The sequence below is a fragment of the Qipengyuania seohaensis genome, assembly GCF_002795865.1.
Taxonomy (GTDB): domain Bacteria; phylum Pseudomonadota; class Alphaproteobacteria; order Sphingomonadales; family Sphingomonadaceae; genus Qipengyuania; species Qipengyuania seohaensis.
This window is the reverse complement of sequence record NZ_CP024920.1, coordinates 1,416,357-1,434,840: the sequence shown is the minus strand read 5'-3', so window position 1 is coordinate 1,434,840 and position 18,484 is coordinate 1,416,357. Positions and strand designations below refer to the sequence as shown.

General features: G+C 62.0%; 14 protein-coding genes. 5 read left to right on the top strand and 9 right to left on the bottom strand.

Annotation, left to right across the window (positions count from 1 at the left end; genetic code table 11):
* Window positions 1-69: 69 nt before the first annotated feature.
* The 4 genes from CVE41_RS06965 to CVE41_RS06950 all read left to right on the top strand — a co-directional run bounded on the left by CVE41_RS06965 (window position 70) and on the right by CVE41_RS06950 (window position 4,374).
* Window positions 70-1,632, top strand: coding sequence for an NAD(P)/FAD-dependent oxidoreductase (locus tag CVE41_RS06965; RefSeq protein WP_198507747.1), 1,563 nt, complete (start codon window positions 70-72; stop codon window positions 1,630-1,632).
* Window positions 1,633-1,639: 7 nt separating this feature from the next.
* Window positions 1,640-2,047 carry a GtrA family protein gene (locus CVE41_RS06960; protein ID WP_157799436.1) on the top strand — a complete coding sequence of 136 codons (408 nt, stop codon included), beginning with the start codon at window positions 1,640-1,642 and terminating at the stop codon, window positions 2,045-2,047.
* Between the two features lie 126 nt (window positions 2,048-2,173).
* Entirely contained in the window at window positions 2,174-2,581 is a 408-nt protein-coding gene (locus tag CVE41_RS06955) for a GtrA family protein (protein WP_232725828.1), read from the top strand.
* 263 nt (window positions 2,582-2,844) lie between these two features.
* Complete coding sequence (locus CVE41_RS06950) at window positions 2,845-4,374, top strand: hypothetical protein (RefSeq protein WP_198507746.1); 1,530 nt, start codon at window positions 2,845-2,847, stop codon at window positions 4,372-4,374.
* A 3-nt stretch (window positions 4,375-4,377) separates the two neighbouring features.
* On the opposite strand, the gene msrB is transcribed toward CVE41_RS06950, so the two are convergent.
* From msrB to CVE41_RS06930, 4 genes are all read right to left on the bottom strand, one after another.
* Window positions 4,378-4,872 carry a peptide-methionine (R)-S-oxide reductase MsrB gene (gene msrB, locus CVE41_RS06945; protein WP_100261411.1) on the bottom strand — a complete coding sequence of 165 codons (495 nt, stop codon included), beginning with the start codon at window positions 4,870-4,872 and terminating at the stop codon, window positions 4,378-4,380.
* 96 nt (window positions 4,873-4,968) lie between these two features.
* Entirely contained in the window at window positions 4,969-6,306 is a 1,338-nt protein-coding gene (locus CVE41_RS06940) for a cytochrome P450 (RefSeq protein WP_100259999.1), read from the bottom strand.
* Between the two features lie 150 nt (window positions 6,307-6,456).
* Entirely contained in the window at window positions 6,457-7,677 is a 1,221-nt protein-coding gene (locus tag CVE41_RS06935) for an ABC transporter permease (protein WP_100259998.1), read from the bottom strand.
* Window positions 7,674-8,672 carry an ABC transporter ATP-binding protein gene (locus CVE41_RS06930; RefSeq protein ID WP_232725827.1) on the bottom strand — a complete coding sequence of 333 codons (999 nt, stop codon included), beginning with the start codon at window positions 8,670-8,672 and terminating at the stop codon, window positions 7,674-7,676. The genes CVE41_RS06935 and CVE41_RS06930 overlap by 4 nt, the downstream gene beginning before the upstream one ends.
* Window positions 8,673-8,743: 71 nt before the next feature.
* Between CVE41_RS06930 and queG the strand changes: the two genes are divergently transcribed.
* Complete coding sequence (queG, locus tag CVE41_RS06925; protein WP_100261409.1) at window positions 8,744-9,778, top strand: tRNA epoxyqueuosine(34) reductase QueG; 1,035 nt, start codon at window positions 8,744-8,746, stop codon at window positions 9,776-9,778.
* Here queG and CVE41_RS06920 read toward each other — a convergent pair.
* The 5 genes from CVE41_RS06920 to CVE41_RS06900 all read right to left on the bottom strand — a co-directional run bounded on the left by CVE41_RS06920 (window position 9,762) and on the right by CVE41_RS06900 (window position 18,467).
* Window positions 9,762-10,988 carry an NAD(P)/FAD-dependent oxidoreductase gene (locus CVE41_RS06920; RefSeq protein ID WP_100259997.1) on the bottom strand — a complete coding sequence of 409 codons (1,227 nt, stop codon included), beginning with the start codon at window positions 10,986-10,988 and terminating at the stop codon, window positions 9,762-9,764. The genes queG and CVE41_RS06920 overlap by 17 nt on opposite strands.
* Before the next feature lie 53 nt (window positions 10,989-11,041).
* Window positions 11,042-15,739, bottom strand: a complete 4,698-nt coding sequence (locus CVE41_RS06915; protein WP_100259996.1) for an NAD-glutamate dehydrogenase — start codon at window positions 15,737-15,739, stop codon at window positions 11,042-11,044.
* A gap of 174 nt (window positions 15,740-15,913) precedes the next feature.
* Window positions 15,914-16,888: an LLM class flavin-dependent oxidoreductase gene (locus CVE41_RS06910; RefSeq protein ID WP_198507745.1), complete on the bottom strand. Its 975-nt coding sequence runs from the start codon at window positions 16,886-16,888 to the stop codon at window positions 15,914-15,916.
* Window positions 16,885-17,721: a tetratricopeptide repeat protein gene (locus CVE41_RS06905; protein ID WP_100259995.1), complete on the bottom strand. Its 837-nt coding sequence runs from the start codon at window positions 17,719-17,721 to the stop codon at window positions 16,885-16,887. The genes CVE41_RS06910 and CVE41_RS06905 overlap by 4 nt, the downstream gene beginning before the upstream one ends.
* Window positions 17,718-18,467 (bottom strand): alpha/beta fold hydrolase, encoded by a 750-nt coding sequence (locus CVE41_RS06900; protein WP_100259994.1) that lies wholly within the window; start codon window positions 18,465-18,467, stop codon window positions 17,718-17,720. The genes CVE41_RS06905 and CVE41_RS06900 overlap by 4 nt, the downstream gene beginning before the upstream one ends.
* Between the last annotated feature and the right edge of the window lie 17 nt (window positions 18,468-18,484).

The following is an 18,484-nucleotide window of genomic DNA, read 5'->3' as shown; positions in this document are numbered from 1 at the left end:
CCAGAACGATTTTAACGAATAGCTAACCATTTTCCTTCACTTCCGGCTATAGAGATGCCGGGGGTTTCAATGGATAGTGTCAATTCGCCGCTCAAAGTCGATGTTGCGATCATCGGTGCCGGACCTGCCGGTCTGACGGCTGCCTATTTGCTGACCAAGCAGGGCAAGTCCGTCGCAATCGTCGAGAAAGACCCGACCTACGTCGGCGGCATCAGCCGGACCGTGAAGCATGATGGGTACCGCTTCGACATCGGCGGACACCGGTTCTTCTCGAAGAGTTCGCAAGTCGTCGACATGTGGAACGAGATTCTCGGAGAGGACGATTTCATCCAGCGCCCCCGCATGAGCCGGATCTATTACGAGGGCAAGTTCTACAGCTATCCGCTGCGGGCCTTCGAGGCTCTTTCGAACCTGGGCATCCTGCGATCGACAGCCTGCATGGTCTCTTACCTTCGCTACAAGCTCTTCCCTATCAAGCGGGTTAAAAGCTTCGAGGACTGGACAACCAATCAGTTCGGCAAGCGCCTCTATTCGATCTTTTTCAAAACCTACACCGAGAAGGTCTGGGGGATGCCCTGCGACGAAATGAGCGCGGACTGGGCTGCGCAGCGCATCAAGGGCCTATCGCTATGGAGCGCAGTGATCGATGGCCTCAAACGCAGTCTGGGCCTCAACAAGAGGCCCAATGACGGTATGGCGACCAAGACGCTGCTGGAAACGTTCCGGTACCCGCGCCTCGGTCCCGGGATGATGTGGGAAGCTGCACGCGACAAGGTTCTGGCGAGCGGCCACGGCCACCTTTTCATGGGGCATGAGTTGTCTCAGCTTGCCGCCGACGGCAATGGAGGTTGGCGCATGAGTGCGCGCGGCGAGGGAGGCGATGTCGTCATCGAAGCCGACCATGCAATCAGTTCCGCCCCGATGCGCCAGCTTGCAAAGCGTCTCCATCCCCTGCCGGAAAGCACGATCCAGGCAAACGACCTCAAATACCGCGACTTCCTTACCGTCGCTCTGATGGTGGAAGGTGAAGACCTCTTCCCTGACAACTGGATTTATATCCATGACAGCAAGGTGCAGGTCGGGCGCGTCCAGAACTTCCGCAGCTGGTCTCCGGAGATGATCCCCGATCCCGATATGGCGTGCGTTGGGCTGGAGTATTTCTGCTTCGAAGGCGATGGTCTCTGGTCGATGAATGACGCCGATCTCATTGCTCTTGCTACCGATGAAATGGAAGTTCTCGGGCTCGTCGATCGTCGCAAGGTGAAGAGCGGAGCTGTCGTGCGACAGGAGAAGGCCTATCCTGTCTATGACGAGGATTACGCGGCCAATGTCGACGCAATGCGCGCGGAACTGGAAGCCAGGCATCCGACCCTCCATCTCGTCGGGCGCAACGGGATGCACCGTTACAACAACCAGGACCACGCGATGATGACGGCCATGCTCACGGTCGAGAACATCCTGGCGGGCGAGCGGATTTACGACACCTGGTGTGTGAACGAGGATGCGGAATATCACGAGGCGGGCGACGAGGGCGCTGAAAAATCCCTGCCGAACCGCGCACTAAGCGCCGATCAGGCCGCCGCACTCTCATCGGTCCGCGATGTCCCCGAGCGCGTGAAGAAATCCGCCTGACGACCCGTTGACCGAGTTCCTAAAGCGCATTTTCCGGTGGCGGCTCGCCCGGTACATGGTGGCGAGCTTCGCCGGCACGATAATCGATCTTGGCGGCTTTCTTCTCCTATACAGGCAGGGGATTGCACCGGTGTTTGCCGCCGTATCGAGTTACATCATGGGGGTGGCCGTCCATTGGCTGGTTTCGAGCCGCTTCGTGTTTGCGGACCGTCTCGCGAGCAAGGGCCTGGCGCGGGGCACGCAGCAACTCCTGTTTCTGATGTCGGCCTTCGCCGGGCTTGCAATTACGGCAGGCATTGTCTGGTTCGCCGGCCAAGCCGATGTCGATCCGCGCATCGGCAAGCTGGTGGCAATGGGAGTAAGCTTTCTGGCCGTCTGGACCTTGAGATTGGTGTTCGTATTTCGACCCGGATGAACACGGCGAAAAGGTAAATGGCTGGCGCCCGGGCCGATTTTGCGTTTTATTTACCATGATTTGCGAAAGAGGCGTGCTGCGGACGGCGGGGTGTCGCTCGCGATGGGGGGCCAAAGCTTGATAGGAATGCTGGCAAGGCTGCGGGATGTCCGCTTGGTTCGCTATGGATTGGCGAGCATCGGCGCACTTGCAGTCGACATGGGTTCCTTCCTTGTCCTGCTAGCAATCGGCATGGCATCTCCGCTGGCGGCTGCCGCCGGCTATTCTCTCGGCATCGTCGTCCACTGGATTTTGTCGAGCAGGACCGTCTTCCACGACACCGTCGCGGGTAAAGGTAAGGGACGCGGCCGCCAGAAAGCCCTATTCGTTGGCTCGGCCCTAATCGGGCTTGCCCTGACGACCGTGATGGTCTGGGCAGGGGATCGCGGTGGGATCGATCCGCGAGTAGCCAAGGTCGCGGCGATACTCCTCAGTTTTGCGGTAACCTACCTCCTGCGCAAGACTATCGTGTTCGGGCGGACGACCATCCGATGAAAGATGACCGGCGTCTGCGTTCCGACAGGCATCCGGTAATCGGGGTGCTCATTGTATGGGTTTTCGGTATCGGATTACTCAGCGCCTTGGCATTTCCCTATATCGTCGAGCGCCGGTTCCCCGGTCCCGACGACGTGCTGCGCCTGGTCCAGGTGCGGGATCTTCTTGGGGGCCAAGGCTGGTTCGACCTCCATCAGTACCGGATAAATCCTCCTGACGGTGTCGCGATGCACTGGTCGCGGCTTGTCGACATCCCCCTCGCCTTGTCGATCCTGTTGCTGGAGCCGCTGGTCGGGACCGCAATGGCCGAATGGATCGTCGCGCTCGTGCTGCCCCCTCTGATACTCCTTGCGATCCTGATGATCGTCTCGCGCATCGCGTGGAGGTTATTCGGCCGGACGGAAGCCATCTTCGCTGCGATCATCCTTGTCCTCTGGTCGGCTTTCATGATCCAGATGCAGCCGCTGAGGATCGATCATCACTCCTGGCAAATCCTCAGTGTAGCGACAGCTCTATGGGCTATATCCTGGCGGTCCGCGGTTCGTGGCGGTGCCACTGCAGGTATCGCAATGGCTCTCGGCGTCGTCATATCGCTCGAGGTTCTCCCGATGGTGGCGGGATTCGGCGCGGTATTGGCGCTGCGGTGGGCGAGGGACTATCGCCAACGGATATGGCTGGCGGCTTATATGCAGGCTCTGGCCCTGACCATCGTCATCGCTTTCGCTGCGACGCGGGGCATTCCCGCCGCTTCTTCATTCTGCGACACTATTTCATTGCCGCACATCGGCTTCTTCGTGATCGCGGCGTTGGGGACAGGAGCCATCGCGGCGCTGCCAAAATTGCCGTTGGTCATGCTGGCAATCCTGTTTGCTTTCGTGGGGGCGCTGGGCCTTGGTTTCATCGCCCTCTCGGGACCACAGTGCTTTACTGCCCCATTCGGCGTGCTGGACCCAATGGTGCGCGACTATTGGTACGCCAATGTAATGGAGGGAATGCCGATCTGGCGACAAGCGCCGGGTGAATACCTTGTCGCAATCGCACAAATGGTCATTGCGCTGTTTGCCTGTACGTTGCTTATCCTTCGAAGGCGTGACTGGCAGCGCCGGTGGTGGCAGGAGCACATGCTCCTCTTGGTGGTGGCAGCGCTTTCGACGATTGCGACCTTCCGCTCGCTCTACTTTTTTGCCGTCATTGCTGCCGTTCCCAGCGGGTGGCTTGCCAGTCGGGCGGTGGCGCTTGTTCGTGACGGCCGATGGTTTTTCATGAGGGCAATGGCCCCCCTCTTGGCTTATCTGGTGCTTTTGCCAGGTGGGCCGATAACCTTGGGTTTGGAAGTCTTGCGAAGCCACAGCGCCGCCAACCCCCGCGAAGCGGCATGGGCCGAGATGCAACTACGCGCGTCCACATGCGATCTGGGCCGAAGCACCAGCGGGCTCGCGGCTTTGCCTCGGTCTATAATTTTTTCGCCGCTCGACGTGGGGCCATTCATCCTGCTCAACACGCCGCATGCCGTCGTGGCAACCGGACATCATCGGGCGAACTTGGCCATGCGCGATGTCATAGCGGGGCTGACCTCTTCCCCGGAGGAAGCCCGCGCGATCGTCGAGCGGCGCCAGGCAGACTACGTCGTGGTATGCACCGACATTGCCGAGCCGCACTTGCTGGCGAGCCTGGGGGGTGAAGAAAGTCTCGTTGCGGGCTTGTTGAGCGGAGCCCCGCCGGAGTGGCTGGAGCCTGTCGATCTGGACGGTCCGGAGGCGCTCAAGGTCTGGCGTGTCCGCAAGCAGCCCTGAAAGCTAAGCCGGTCGAAAATCCATCGCCACGCCATTGATGCAGTGGCGCTTGCCGGTAGGACGCGGACCGTCGCTGAAAATATGTCCAAGATGGCCCCCGCAATCGGCGCAGTGCACTTCGGTTCGCGGGTATCCGAGCTTGAAATCGCGGCTTGTGCCGACCGCACCCTTATCGACCGGCGCCCAGAAACTCGGCCAGCCCGTTCCTGAATCATATTTGGTTTTCGAACCGTAGAGCGCGTTGCCACAGCCTGCGCACACGAAGGTGCCAGCGCGCTTTTCCTCATTGAGCGGCGATGAATAGGGCCGCTCCGTACCTTGCTGCCGCAGAACGTAGAATTCGCTCTTCGTCAGCTTGCTGCGCCACTGCGCCTCGCTCAACGAGACAGGGAAGCTCTTTGCCTCGGCCCGGCCGGACCCGCAGGCCGCAAGGGTCGCAAAGCTCGCCGAGGCTCCGATCCATCCCAGAAAGCCGCGGCGCGAAGGTTGATTGTTCATGGCGTCGTTCCGTTTCATGCGCGCATGGTAGGCTTGCGCACCTGAACTTACGCTTGAAACAGCCAAAAGGTTACGCCGCGATACAGCGCCGGGTCGTCAAAACTCGGTGATCTCGACCTCGAGCTTGCGGAAACCATGAACGAAATTCGCCCGTACACGCTCGATATCGCCGGCCACGTGAACGCGCATGCGCCGCTTGTGCAATTCTTCTAGCAAAATGCGCAACTGCAGCTCGGCAAGGCGGGCGCCGACGCAGCGATGGATCCCGTATCCGAAAGCAATGTGGCGACGCGCGTTTTCGCGCTCGATATCCAGCTTATCGGGGTTCTCGAATACCTGCTCATCGCGGTTGGCGCTCAGATACCACAGCACCACCTTGTCACCCTTCTTGATCTGCTTGCCGAAGACCTCGGTGTCTTCGGTGCAGGTGCGGCGCATATGCGCGAGCGGGGTCTGCATGCGCAGGATTTCCTGCACGGCGTTGGGGATGAGGTCGGGATTCTGTTCGAACTTCTTGCGCTGGTCGGGGTTCTTGTCGAGCTGGTAGATGATCCCGCTCATCGAATTGCGGGTCGTGTCGTTACCGCCCACGATCAGCAGCACCAGATTGCCCATGAATTCCTCGGGCCGCATCTGGTTCATCGCTTCGGAGTGGATCATCATCGAGATAAGGTCGTCGCCGGGCTCCTTGTCCATCGTGCGTTCGACCCACAGCGACTGGAAGTAGGCTCCCATCTCATGGAGGAAGCTCCAGCGCATTTCGTCGAGCTCACGCACACTGGCGAGTTCGGTATCGCCCGACCAGTCCGACCAGAAGGTCAGCAGGCGCCGGTCTTCCCAGGGAAACCCGAAGAGAATGGCGAGCATGCCGGTGGTCAGTTCGATCGACACCTTGTCGACCCAATCGAAAACCTCGCCCCGCGGTAGTGAATCGAGCAGCTCGCCAGTCCGCTGGCGGATCTCGCCTTCCATCTCCGCCATGCCGCTCGGCGTGAACTTGGGGGCGACGGTGCGCCGCTGGCCCGTGTGCTGCGGCCGGTCCATGGCAATGAACATCGGCAGTTCGCGCCGGTCGACGCCGGTCTCGGCCAGCTCTTCTTCCGTCAGCCGGTTGAGGATCGTAATGCCGCCATATTCCCAGCTCGAAGAGAAGATCTCGGGCAGGGCTTCGATGTGCTGGATCGCCTTGTGCTGCACGACTGCCCAGTAGGGGCCGAAAGGGCTATCCTCGATGTAGTGTAAAGGCCCTGCTTCGCGCATCTCCTTGAAGATCGGCTGCCAGGTATTCTCGTAATAGATATCGCTCCGGCTGACGTCCCACTTGTGCGTGTGCTGGAGCCGCTGTTCGGGATGCTCCGCGAAGTGCTTGGTCAGCGCTTCGTAGGCGGTGGGGCTCGAACGGACCTCGGGTCGCTGCGGGGCGATGGTAGCCATATCTCTCTCCGTTTTGGCGGACTCTTTCGCGAGTCTCTGCCGTTATCCTCTGCGGTGCATCCTGAACTAACTGACATATGTGTCAATAGTGCGTTGCAAAACGGAACCTAAATCGCTCCCCTTCCGCAAGATTGCATCAATGCGACGCAATTACGGGCGCGCGGCCCTGCGAAGGGAAAAGCGCGACTTCGCCTTGCCGCCACCGGTGCCCGATTTCATGACCAGCTTGCGGAACAAGCCGGAACCCGTCTTCACGAAGATCGCGACCCACAGCAGCTGCCAGGCAAGCGCTGCGGCATGAGTCCAGAGAACGGGCGACTGTGCAGCGCGGGCAACCATCGCATAAGGCGACGATACCGGGAAAAGCACCGCGAATATCTCCGCCGCGGATCCCGGATCGCTGAGCGAATAGGTCGCCAAAAAGAATACGGCGAGTTGCAGGATCGTTGCCGGCATGGACAGCGTCTGCACATCGCGCACCGTCGGCGCCATCGATCCGATAGTGAGAAAAATGGATCCGATCAGCAGGTAGGCCGTGGCGAAATAGGTCACGAAAAGAAGCACGAACAGCGGCCAGCCAACGGCCGGCTCCGGTATCGGGCCGAGCGCGGCGCTGCCGAGGGTCAGGACCAGCAGCGCAATGCCGCCCCAAACCGCGATGCCGACGAAGCTGACCGCAAGCATGGCGAAAAGCTTGCCATAAAAAACCGCTTCCATCGGAATGGCAGCGGCGAGAATTTCGATGATCTTGTTGGCCTTCTCCTCGACGAGGTTGGAAAGGACCATACCGGCCAGAAGCATCGTTAGAAGGAACAGGAGCGTGATCGCGCCAGTGGCGGTCGCCGTCTGGGCGCTACGGATTGTCGCGACGCTGGTTTGCGTTGGCGAGAGGTTCACTTCCGGCAATTCCGCACCGGGACCGCCAAGCGCCTGCGCGGAAAGCAGTGCGACTTCTCCCTGCCACCTTGCAATCCGCTCTTCCGTTCCTGTCAGTTGCGGCTCTTGAAGTGATCCGGTGAGGACGGCACCGAAATTGTCCGATTTGTCGGCAAGCAACGCGGTCGCGTCCCTCTCGTCGCTGTCTCGCAGCGTGACGATCGACGGAAGACCCACGGCCTGTGCGAGATGTTCGTGCGCCCGTGCGAAAGCGGCATTTTCAGTATCGGAAAGGGCTACCGCAAGCTTTGGGGGATCGGAACTCTCCGCCGCCTTTGCACCAAGCGCGCCTGCGGTCGCGCTGATCGCTCCGAAGAAGATCGGGCCGAGGAGGAAGAAGAGAAACGCCTTGGAGAAGAGGATCGCCCTGAAATCCCGCCGCGCCACGACGAAGGCTGCGCGCCAAAGCGGCAGTCTGCTTGCATTATCCTTCATGCCAGGTCTCCTGCCGCGTCTTCATCGAGCGCTCGCGCAGCCGCCTCACCGGCGATCTCCACGAATGCATCGTGAAGTCCGGCACGCTCTATCGAAAGCGAAAGTATGCCAGCGCCTCCTTCGATGAGCCGCTTGAGCAATGCCTCGATTCCGCTTTCCGGCACGGGGAAATACCAGAAGTGACCGCCGTGGGACTTCGCATCGTGGCGGGCATCGGCGGGAAGCGCGGTGCGCCACTCCCCGTCTCCATTGGCTGTTTCGAGGCGGACTTGCGCGGGAATGCGATCGCGTGCCGCGTCGACCGACCCGGCGTAGGGTACCTTGCCGCCTGCGATAATGGCTACGTCGTCGCAGAGCCTTTCCGCATGATGGATGACATGGGTGGAAAAGATAACGGTCGTTCCATCTTCTGCGAGTTCGCGGATCATGCCTTCGAGCTTGCCTTGGTTGATTGCGTCGAGACCGCTAAATGGTTCATCGAGCACTACCAGTTTCGGCTTGTGGACCAGGCTTCCGAGCAATTGGACGGTCTGCGCCATGCCCTTCGACAGCTGGCGAATCTGGCGGTCGATCGCGTGGCCGAGGCCGTGCGCCTCCATCATCTCTCGTCCGCGTCGTTTGCCTTCTTCGACAGGGAGCCCGCGCAAGGCACCGAGAAAGCCGATAGCCTCGTCGCACTTCATGGCCGGGTAAAGGCCTCGCTCTTCCGGTAGATAGCCGATCAGCCGTGCGATCTCGTGAGGCCGCTCATGGCCGAAGATGCGGCGCACACCTTCGTCGGGATCAATGATGCCGAGTAGCATCCTCAGAGTGGTGGTCTTGCCCGCGCCATTGGGGCCGAGAATGCCGTAGATCGCGCCTTCAGGAACGCTGATGTCAACTCCGTCCACCGCAAGCGTATCGTCGAACCGCTTCACCAGTCCTCTCGCTTCGATGGCAAGTGGGGGCGACGTGTCGGTCAGGGGTCGCGGCATGGCGTTTGGCTCGGTAAGCATGCACAAGCGTTAACCGCGCCGAGTGAACGGGAGCAACAGCAAGTTTGGTTAAGGACACCTCTTTGAAGGCTATCCAGGACGCCCTGCGCGCAGAAGCGAGATCGCTCGGCTTCGCCGCCTGCGGCTTTACTTCGGCAGGCGAGAACCCCAAACGAAGCGCCAGGCTCGAGCAGTGGCTGGGCGAGGGCAGGCACGGGTCGATGGAGTGGATGGAGGCGCGAAAGGGCCAGCGGGCCTCTCCGCAAGGCCTGTGGCCCGAAGCGCGCAGCGTTATCGCGCTTGGCATGAGCTATGCCCCGGATGTGGATCCCCTAGCGCTCGAAGGTGATGGCGAGAAAGCGCGAATTTCAGTCTACGCCCAAGGGCGTGACTATCACGATGTGGTGAAGAAGGCGCTCAAGGCGCTCGCACGCTGGCTGATCGCGCGGGCGCCGGAAAGCGAACTCAAGGTCTTCGTCGATACCGCACCAGTGATGGAAAAACCGCTGGGAGAGGCGGCCGGGATCGGCTGGCAGGGCAAGCACACCAATCTGGTAAGCCGTGACAACGGAAGCTGGTTGTTCCTCGGCGCTATCTACTCGACCCTCGCTTTCGAACCGGATGTACCGTCCAAGGATCGATGCGGGTCATGTCGCGCCTGTCAGGATGCCTGCCCCACCGATGCTTTCCCGTCGCCCTATCGGCTCGATGCGCGCCGGTGCATTTCCTACCTGACGATCGAGCACAAGGGGCCCATCGCCGAAGAGTTCCGCGAAGGGTTGGGCAACCGCATCTACGGCTGCGACGATTGCCTCGCTGTGTGCCCCTGGAACAAGTTTGCAGACACGGCGCACCGGCACCTCAAACTGGCGCCGCGCGAGGAATTGCTGGCTCCCGACCTAGCAAATTTCCTCCAGTTCGATGATGCAGGGTTCCGCCAGTTCTTTTCCGGTTCGCCGATCAAGCGGATCGGGCGTGACCGCTTCGTGCGCAATTGCCTTTACGCTGCCGGGAACAGCGGCAATCCGGCACTGATTTCGCTGGTGGAGGGCCTGCGCGCCGATCCGGATCCGGTGGTGAGTGATGCGGCCGACTGGGCGGCCGCGCGGCTCAGCGCATCTCCTTGAGCGGGACTTGCGTGTCGGCCAGCAGGTCGGGGTCGATCTCCGATCGCGCTTCGACAAGTTTGCGGCCTTGCGCATAATCGCGTGTATTGTTGACGCAATCGAGCGCGATGACGCAGCCTTCCTTGAGGTAGATCATCGCGAACTTCCGGTCGGCCGGGTCACCCCGCAAGACGCAGGCATCGTGCCCGGTGGAAATGCCCACCGTCTGCAATCGCAAGTCGTACTGGTTCGACCAGAACCAGGGAACGGCATCGTAATCCTGCTTGTCGCCCATGATCGCCCTTGCCGCGACGGTCGCCATGTCGTTGGCATTCTGCACCGACTCCAGCCTGATCACCGCATTGTCGGCATAGGGGTTGGGATGAGCCGCGCAGTCGCCGATGGCGTAAATGTCGTCGAGCGATGTACGGCAATATGTATCGACGTCGACGCCGTTGCTTCCCGCCGCACCTGCCGCGATCAGCGGGCCGACCGAAGGCACGATCCCGATGCCAGCAATGACGATGTCGCAAGGGAGGGTCTCTCCTGTAGTCAAGGCCACGCCGGTTACTCGCCCGTCAACACCCTCGATGCGCTCGACGCCGGTCTCAAGCCGCAGATCGACGCCATGGGCGCGATGTTCGGCGGCATAAAAGCCAGATAGTTCTGCCCCGGCCACACGAGCGAGCACGCGGTCCTGCATCTCGATGACTGCGACATCGCACCCGAGCTTGCGGAGTACGGCGGCAGCTTCGAGGCCGATGTATCCAGCGCCGACGATTACCGCCCGCTTTGGGCCGCCTTCGAGCTCGGATTTCAGCGCATCGGTGTCACGGCGACCGCGGATGGTGTGCACGCCTGCCAGATCGGCGCCCGGGCATGACAGGCGACGCGCATCGCCCCCGCCAGCCCAGATAAGCTTGCGATAGGTGACCTTTGTATCGTCCGACAAAGAGATGGTGTGCGAACGAGGATCGATCTCGTTCGCATTCGCACCGAGGCGTAATGTCACGTTGCGATCGGCCCAGAACTGTTCCGGCCGGATGAGGATCTTCTCGAACGGCTTTTCCCCGGCGAGATAGTCTTTCGACAGCGGCGGGCGCTCGTAGGGCGGGTTGCGGTCGCGGCTGACCATGAGGATCGTATCCTCATGCCCGGCCTGGCGAAGTGCGATAGCGGCCTGCGCTCCGCCATGGCCCGAACCCACGATGACGACGTCGTAATGCTCCATGACGCGCAGGGCTGGCGCTAAACTCGAACGCGGTCAAGCATTCGTGCGTGCGATCACCGCGCCAGGAGGTTGCGTGCCATGCTGGCAATCTGCGCCAGCATCGCCGGGGCAACCGGGGTTTGCGACTGCGCTCGCTCGATCATGGATCGGAACTGCCGCATCGCCGACTGGTGGTCTGCAGCCCAGGCGTTGACCACACCGCGCATGTCTTCCTTCGCATCCTTGCGACGCGACAGGCGACGCAACAAATCGAGGCGCATCTGCTGGAAATCGCGGGCGATACCGGACACCAGCAGGCGTTCCCATACGTCCGACGGGTTCATGAGCGCAGCAGTGCCCTGAGCCCAGTCGATGCCCAGGTTTGCGCCGATGTCCGTGAAGCCGAGCGTCAGCGGTTCCGGGTCGAGACCGGTATCGGCTGCCAGCTTGGCAAGACCGACCGAACCGTCGAGATTGAAGATGTGCGTGATGCGCGAAGCGATCGCATCGCTGGCACCTGCGTCGGTAAAGGTGTCGTGCAGGTCGCGGGACTGGTTCTTGATCTGCGAACCGAGCAACTGATCGGTCGACTTGACGAGCAGGGCGACATTCTCGCCGAGCTCTTCGACCATCTCTGCCGGGCGTACACGCCCAGCTGCGGTCCGCAAGACGTCCGACATCAGGTTACCGACGGCCGCTGCGAGGCGATCGAACAGGAGCAGTCGAGCGGATTCTTCGATCTTCGCGCTGTCCAGTTCGCTCCAGATGGTCCGCAAGTCGAACAGGTGAGCAACCGCCACGAATGCTCCGGCGACTTCGGAAAGTTCGACGCCTTCCTCTTCGGCCAGTTCGAAGGGATGGATGATCCCGATGCGGTTGACCATCGCATTGGCAAGCTTGGTGGCGATGATCTCGCGGCGCAGGCGATGGTTTTCGATTTGCTTGCGGAATTTGCCGCGCATCGGTTCCGGGAAGCTGCGCATGAGCAGGTCATGCAGGATCGGATCGTCCGGCAAGTCGCTGTTCTGGATGGCGTCCTGGAGGACCAGCTTGGCCGAAGACAGCAGCACTGCCAGTTCGGGGCGGGTGAGCCCCGTTCCATCGGCCGCTCGGCGTTGGAGCGTCTGGTTGTCGGCCAGGCCTTCGGTCCTTCGATCGAGATTGCCGCCATCTTCAAGCGTCTCGATTAGGTGCATCTGGGATGCCATGGCCCGCGCGCCGCCGGTTTCGGCAATCGACAAGGCCAGTGCCTGCAAGCGGTTGTCCTCGAGAACGAGTTCCGAGACCTCGTCGGTCATCGCTTCCAGCAATTCTACGCGCTTGGGCTCGGACAATCGACCTGCGCGCTTTGCAGCAGCGAGGGCGATCTTGATATTCACCTCGTTATCCGAGCAGTCGACGCCAGCCGAGTTGTCGATGAAGTCGGTGTTGCAGCGTCCGCCGCCGAGCGAATATTCGATGCGTCCAGCCTGCGTCGTGCCAAGGTTGGCGCCTTCGCCGATGACCTTTGCGCGCAGTTCCTTCCCGTCGACGCGCAGGGCGTCGTTTGCGGGATCTCCGACCTGGACGTTATTTTCGCTGCTCGCCTTGATGTAGGTACCGATGCCGCCGAACCAGATCAGGTCGACCGGCGCCTTGAGGATCGCCGAGATCAGCGCTTCGGGCTCGATCTCCTCCTGTTCGATGCCGAGCACGCCCTGCATCGTCTTCGACAATTTGATGGTCTTTGCATCGCGCGGATAAACACCGCCGCCACGCGAGATCAGGTCTTCGTCATAATCCGCCCAGCTCGACCGGGTCATTTCAAAGAGGCGCTTCCTCTCCTTCCAGCTCTTGGCCGGATCGGGATTGGGATCGAGGAAGATGTGGCGGTGATCGAAGGCCGCGACCAGCTTTGTGGCCTTGGACAAAAGCATGCCGTTCCCGAAGACGTCGCCGGACATATCGCCGCATCCGACGACCTCGATGGAGTCGGTCTGCACGTCGATGCCCATTTCGAGGAAATGGCGCTGGACGCTGACCCAACCGCCTTTGGCCGTGATGCCCATGGCCTTGTGGTCATACCCCTTGGAGCCGCCGCTTGCGAAAGCATCGTCGAGCCAGAAATCACGGCTTTCCGCGATCGCGTTGGCGACGTCGGAGAAACTGGCCGTGCCTTTGTCGGCGGCAACGACGAAATAGGGATCTTCGCCATCGGTGATCACGACATCCTGTGGATGCACGACCTTGTCGTCGATGATATTGTCGGTGACCGACAAGAGGCTGCGGATGAAGACTTCGTAGCTGGCCTTGCCTTCGGCGGCCCAGGCATCGCGGTCGACGGTCGGGTCGGGCAGCTGCTTGGGATAGAACCCTCCCTTCGCGCCTGCCGGAACGATCACGGCGTTCTTTACCCGCTGCGCCTTCATGAGGCCGAGGATTTCCGTGCGGAAGTCGTCCCGGCGGTCGGACCAGCGCAGGCCGCCGCGCGCGACCGGCCCGGAGCGCAGGTGGATACCCTCGACGCGGCGCGAATAGACGAAGATTTCACGCCATGGCACGGGCTTGGGAAGGCCCGGGACCATCGAACTGTCGATCTTGAATGCCAGAGCCTCGTTTGCTGCCGGCGCGAAGACGTTGGTGCGCAGGATGGCGTCGATCAAGGACTTGTAAAGCCGCAGCAAGCGGTCGTCGTTGATCGCCTTGACCCGGGTCAACGAGCGCCGGATCGTTTCGCTGGCCTCCTTGCTCGCGCTCTCGCGATCGCCGTCGAAGTCCGGGTCGTGCCGGGCACTGAACAGGTCGATAAGGGCGCGCGTGATATCTGCCGATTTCGCAAGCGCATCGACGACTGTGTAGATCGTGAATCCCATCCCGATCTGCCGCAGGTAGCGATAGAAGGCGCGCAGCCATTCGGTCTGGTGGGTGTCCAGCGCGGCTTCGACCACGAGGCGGTTGAAGACGTCGTTTTCGGCCTGCTCATTGAGGACGGCGCCGATCGCATCCTCGATACCTTCAGCCCGCTCGATCAACTCGTCGGCATCGAGACCGGGCGCAAGCTGCAGTGCGAAATCGTGGATCGTTCCGAGGCGTCCTTCTTCGAGGACCGTAGGCATTTCCGAGCGCACATGGAAACCGAAGTTCTCCAATGCGGGGACGGCATCGGATAGCGGCAGGCTGCCCTCTGCCTGGTAGAGTTTCAGGCGCAAGCATCGCTCGTCATCGCGCTCGCACAGATACAGGCGCGCGCCGCGGTGGGGTGCCTCGTCCTCGTCATCGGCGTGATGGCCGAGCGCGCGCAGGCGGGCGATATCCTCTGCCGCTTCGCGGGGGCCGAAGCGCGCGCGATAGGCGGTCGGGAAAGCTTCTGCAAAGCGCAGGGCCAGGGCCGCTGCACGCCCTTTTTCCTCGAAAGCGAGCAATTCGTTCTCGACCGCTTCGCTCCAGCCGCGGAGCAGGGTCTGGAGCTGCTTTTCGAGAGCCGCTTCGTCGGGCTTCTGGGCGCCATCGCGGATATCGAGGACGAAGCGCAGCATCGCGAGGTTGCCGCCTTCGACCTCAAGGCTCCAATCCAGCAGCCGCGCCTTCGCGCCTTCTTCGAGCAGGGCGAGGATTTGCAGGCGTACCTGCGTCGCGAGCATGTCGCGCGGCATCCAGACGAACGCAAAGAGATGACGAGCAAGGGGCGCTTCGACCAGGGCCAGGCGCGGGCGAGGCCGGTCGACCAGGCTCATCACGGTGGTGGCAATTCGCGCTGTATCTTCTTCCGAGAAGCCGATCACCAGATCGTGCGGCAATGCCGTAAGCGCATGAACCAGCGCCTTGCCCGCGTGGCCGGTGTCATCGAAATTCAATTCGCTGCGGATCGCGTCGAGCCGTTCGCGCAGGATCGGGACGCTACGAGGCGGCGATGCGATTGCGGCACTTGTCCAGACGCCGGCGTGGACCGACAATGCCGCGACCTTCTTTCCCTCGCGGATCGGAACGATAAACAGGTCGAGCGGCACCCGGCGGTGGACCCGCGCCATGTGGTTCGCCTTGATGATAAGCGGGGTGCGGGATTTTTCCTTGCTCTCGAACCAGGCGAAAGCGCGTTCGTAACTTGCATCGACCAGCAACTGCCGTGAGGACGTGCGGCAAATGCCCAGCTCGTTTTCCTGGGAGCCATCGCGCTTGCGCACGACATGACCCAGCTGCGTCAGCATTCCGGAATTCAACCATTCCAGCAGGGCCGCGCCTTCGTCGCTCTCGACCCTTTCGACGTCGCCGGCCATCGCTTCCTGCAGTTTGGGCCAGTCGCATACGGCAGACCGCACGTCGGCGAGCGTTTCCAGCAGGGTGTCCTCGATCGACTGCCTGCGCTTGGCGTCGACGCGCGGCGCTTCGAGGTAGATCATCGATTCCCAGAACGCGTCGTCCGGTTCGCCATCGATTACTTTGCCGAGCGCGCCATCGGCACCACGTTCGACAGGTACGACAGGGTGGATAAGGCGGTCGATGGCAATACCCATGGCCGCAATGGCTGCGGCAGTGGAATCGACCAGGAACGGCATGTCGTCGTTGATGATCGCAATGCGCGTGTAGCGGCGGTCGTCGCTGATCGACTGGATCGCTATGGCGGGTTCGCCTGCAGCGCGCTTCTCGGCGGTCTCGGCCAGGAAGGCAGCCGCCTCTGACAGGTGCTCGTCATCGATTGGAGTGTCACCGGGAAGCAGGGATTCGCGCATGTGCTGCGCGATGGCCTTGGCGTGGGGGGACATGCTCTGGCTTGCCTTGGCGGCTTTGGAACCCATGGAAGGCCTCTCGTTTGCGGCGTACGATACTTTCGCGGCCGTGTAATTTCCGAGTCGTCTCAAGCGACGCGCTGGCTCGCGATTAGGCCCGTTGTCGCAGCCTCGCAAGGCTGGCAAAAAGGAAAAGCCGCAATCGTATGCGCATCAAGGTTCCGTAGCGTCGGGACGAGCTTGTCAGGCGAGCGCCGAAAGCGCGCGGGAAAGGGAACTCACGCGTTCCTGCGGATCGAATGTCGGGCCGGCGAAGATTATTTCGTCCGCATCGGTGCGTGCGATGAACTCCCGGACTTTTGCCGCGCATTGGTCGGGCGTTCCGACGGCGCTGGCCTGCCCTATATGGGCCAGCATCGCCTGCGCAGGCGCGGGCAGGCTGTCGCGATAGCCTGCCACCGGCGGCTGCAACTTGGCGGGCGCCCCGGTCCGCAACGCGACGAACGCCTGCAATTGCGAAGTCGAAAGCGTCTCGGCCTTCTCTTCGGTCTCGGCGCAGAACAGGTTCATTGCAGCCATCACGTAGGGTGCGTCGAGCTGGTCCGAAGGCTGAAAATCGCGGCGGTAGATTTCGAGCGCGGAGTCGAGATGGTCCGGCGCGAAATGGCTCGCAAAAGCGTACGGCAGGCCGAGCCTGGCTGCCAGCTGGGCTCCGAACAGGCTCGAGCCGAGCATCCAGAAGTCGGGCCTCGCACCGAGCCCGGGTGTCGGATGGATGGTCGTGTCCCCGCGCATCAACGCCTGCAATTCCACCACATCTTGCGGAAACATCTCTGCTGCGCGGTTCAGGTCCTTGCGCAAGGCGCGCTGAAGTTCCGGGCCAGCCCCCGGCGCGCGTCCAAGCCCCAGGTCGATCCGCCCGGGAAACAACGCGTCGAGCGTGCCGAATTGCTCGGCAATCTGGAATGGCGTGTGGTTGGGAAGCATGATGCCGCCGGAGCCGATCCGGATCGTGCTCGTCGCATTCCCGATGTGGGCTAGTACGACGGATGTGGCACCACCGGCGATGCCTTCCATGGCATGATGCTCGGCCACCCAGTAGCGGGTGCAGCCAAGCCGTTCTGCGGACTGCGCCAGCATGGCCGCCGCTTCGAAGGCTTCCGAAAGGGTTCCGCCCTCACGAACCGGGACGAGATCGAGAACCGAGTAAGCGATCATTCTGCCGGTGCGATCTGCGCCAGATATTCGCGCGCCTGATCGGCCTGCGAGCTATCCGGGGCCACATCGAGCACGGACTGGAAGCTTTTTCGTGCAGATTCTTCGCGACCAGACAGCGCGGCTATGACTCCAGCCTCCAGGCCGACCTGCGGGTCGCGTGGCGAAAGGAGCGCAGCCCGTTCGATCTGCTGCTGCGCTTCACCGAGACGGGAAAGGCGGCGTGAAAGGGTGGCCGAAAGCAGCCAGGCCTGCGCATCGTCCCCATCTGCCTCGCGGGCTTCGGACAGCGCCTCTGCAGCGTCTTCCTGGCGCCCCATTCGCACCAGCACACGGGCGAGGTCGACGCGAAGGTCGGCAGCGAGCGCTCCGTCGGGGGCGGCCAGCGCCTGGCCTCCTGCGCGGTCGAGCAGGACAAGAGCATCTTCCATGTCGCCTGCCGCCAGTGCCGCATTGCCTGCCATCGCGTTCAGCCGGGCGGAATAAGCCAGATTGTCGGCCGGGGCCTCCGCGCTGGCCAGCTCGAAGATCTCGCGAGCTTCGCTCATGCGATCGAGCTGGACGAGCGCGAGACCGAGGCAATGCGCCGATTGCGCCATTTCGAGATCGGTCGAAGCCTCCTCCCGCCAGCCCTGGGCGTAATCGAGAGCTGCATCGGGCGTATTCGCCGCCTGGCGCAAACAGGTCGCAAGGCGAGGCTGAACCTGCGGCTCCGTGTTCTCGACGCGCGGCGGACGATCTGCCAGTTCGTCGGGTATGCCGGGCATCGCGCCCGCTGACGGATTGGGTCCGACCTGCATGAAGAGAAGTGCGAGGGGCGCGAGGGTTAAAGTCATTCGGTATCCAGATCGTCGAGCAGTCCGCCGATCGTGCGAAGCAGCAGGGCGATATCCTGCGGTCGCGAAAGGCGGTGGTCGCCGTCCTTTATATAGGTGACTTGAACCTTGTCCGAACGCAGCGCTTCGGCAAGCCGGCTGCTGATCTGCCACGGCACGTCGGCATCGCGCTGACCGTGAAGCAGGCGTACAGGCGCATCGATCGCGATTGCCGCATCCAGTTGGCGTTGTGCCTGCCCATCCTGCCAGAATCCCGCATGCATCGGTGTCGGTTCGGGGCCGTATGGGTTTTCGTCATAGACGGTTTCGCCGGCGTCGAGCCTTGCTTTCTCGGCAGCGCTCCTGCCCCAGTCGGTGAAATCGGGTGCAGAAGCGATGCCCACCACTCCGGCCAGCCGATCCTTGAGCGCAAGGCCGACAAGAAGCATGAGCCAGCCGCCCATGGATGATCCGATTATTACGAAGCGATCTTGCACATGGGCGTCGATCAGGGCGACCACCTCGTCGCGCCACTTGGACAGCGTCCCGTCGGCGAATTCGCCCTCGCTGCGGCCGCAGCCCGAGTAGTCGAGGAGAAGGCAGCCGCGTCCGTGTGCCTGGGCCCAATCGAAGAGCGCGGTCGCCTTTCCGCCGTCCATGTCCGACATATAACCCGGCAGGAAGACCAGGGTAGGGCCGTTACCCGGCGTATGACGGAACGCGATCTTGCGCCCGTCCGGCATAGCATGGAACTGGATATCGTTCATGGCGTGACGATGTCGCC

Coding starts and splice junctions, on each gene's coding strand:
- msrB (WP_100261411.1), bottom strand. CDS start 4,872: ATGAACAATCAACCTTCGCGCCGCGGCTTTCTGGGATGGATCGGAGCC.
- CVE41_RS06910 (WP_198507745.1), bottom strand. CDS start 16,888: ATGATCGCTTACTCGGTTCTCGATCTCGTCCCGGTTCGTGAGGGCGGA.
- CVE41_RS06965 (WP_198507747.1), top strand. CDS start 70: ATGGATAGTGTCAATTCGCCGCTCAAAGTCGATGTTGCGATCATCGGT.
- CVE41_RS06935 (WP_100259998.1), bottom strand. CDS start 7,677: ATGAAGGATAATGCAAGCAGACTGCCGCTTTGGCGCGCAGCCTTCGTC.
- CVE41_RS06955 (WP_232725828.1), top strand. CDS start 2,174: ATGCTGGCAAGGCTGCGGGATGTCCGCTTGGTTCGCTATGGATTGGCG.
- CVE41_RS06920 (WP_100259997.1), bottom strand. CDS start 10,988: ATGGAGCATTACGACGTCGTCATCGTGGGTTCGGGCCATGGCGGAGCG.
- CVE41_RS06905 (WP_100259995.1), bottom strand. CDS start 17,721: ATGACTTTAACCCTCGCGCCCCTCGCACTTCTCTTCATGCAGGTCGGA.
- CVE41_RS06930 (WP_232725827.1), bottom strand. CDS start 8,672: ATGCTTACCGAGCCAAACGCCATGCCGCGACCCCTGACCGACACGTCG.
- CVE41_RS06900 (WP_100259994.1), bottom strand. CDS start 18,467: ATGAACGATATCCAGTTCCATGCTATGCCGGACGGGCGCAAGATCGCG.
- CVE41_RS06915 (WP_100259996.1), bottom strand. CDS start 15,739: ATGGGTTCCAAAGCCGCCAAGGCAAGCCAGAGCATGTCCCCCCACGCC.
- CVE41_RS06940 (WP_100259999.1), bottom strand. CDS start 6,306: ATGGCTACCATCGCCCCGCAGCGACCCGAGGTCCGTTCGAGCCCCACC.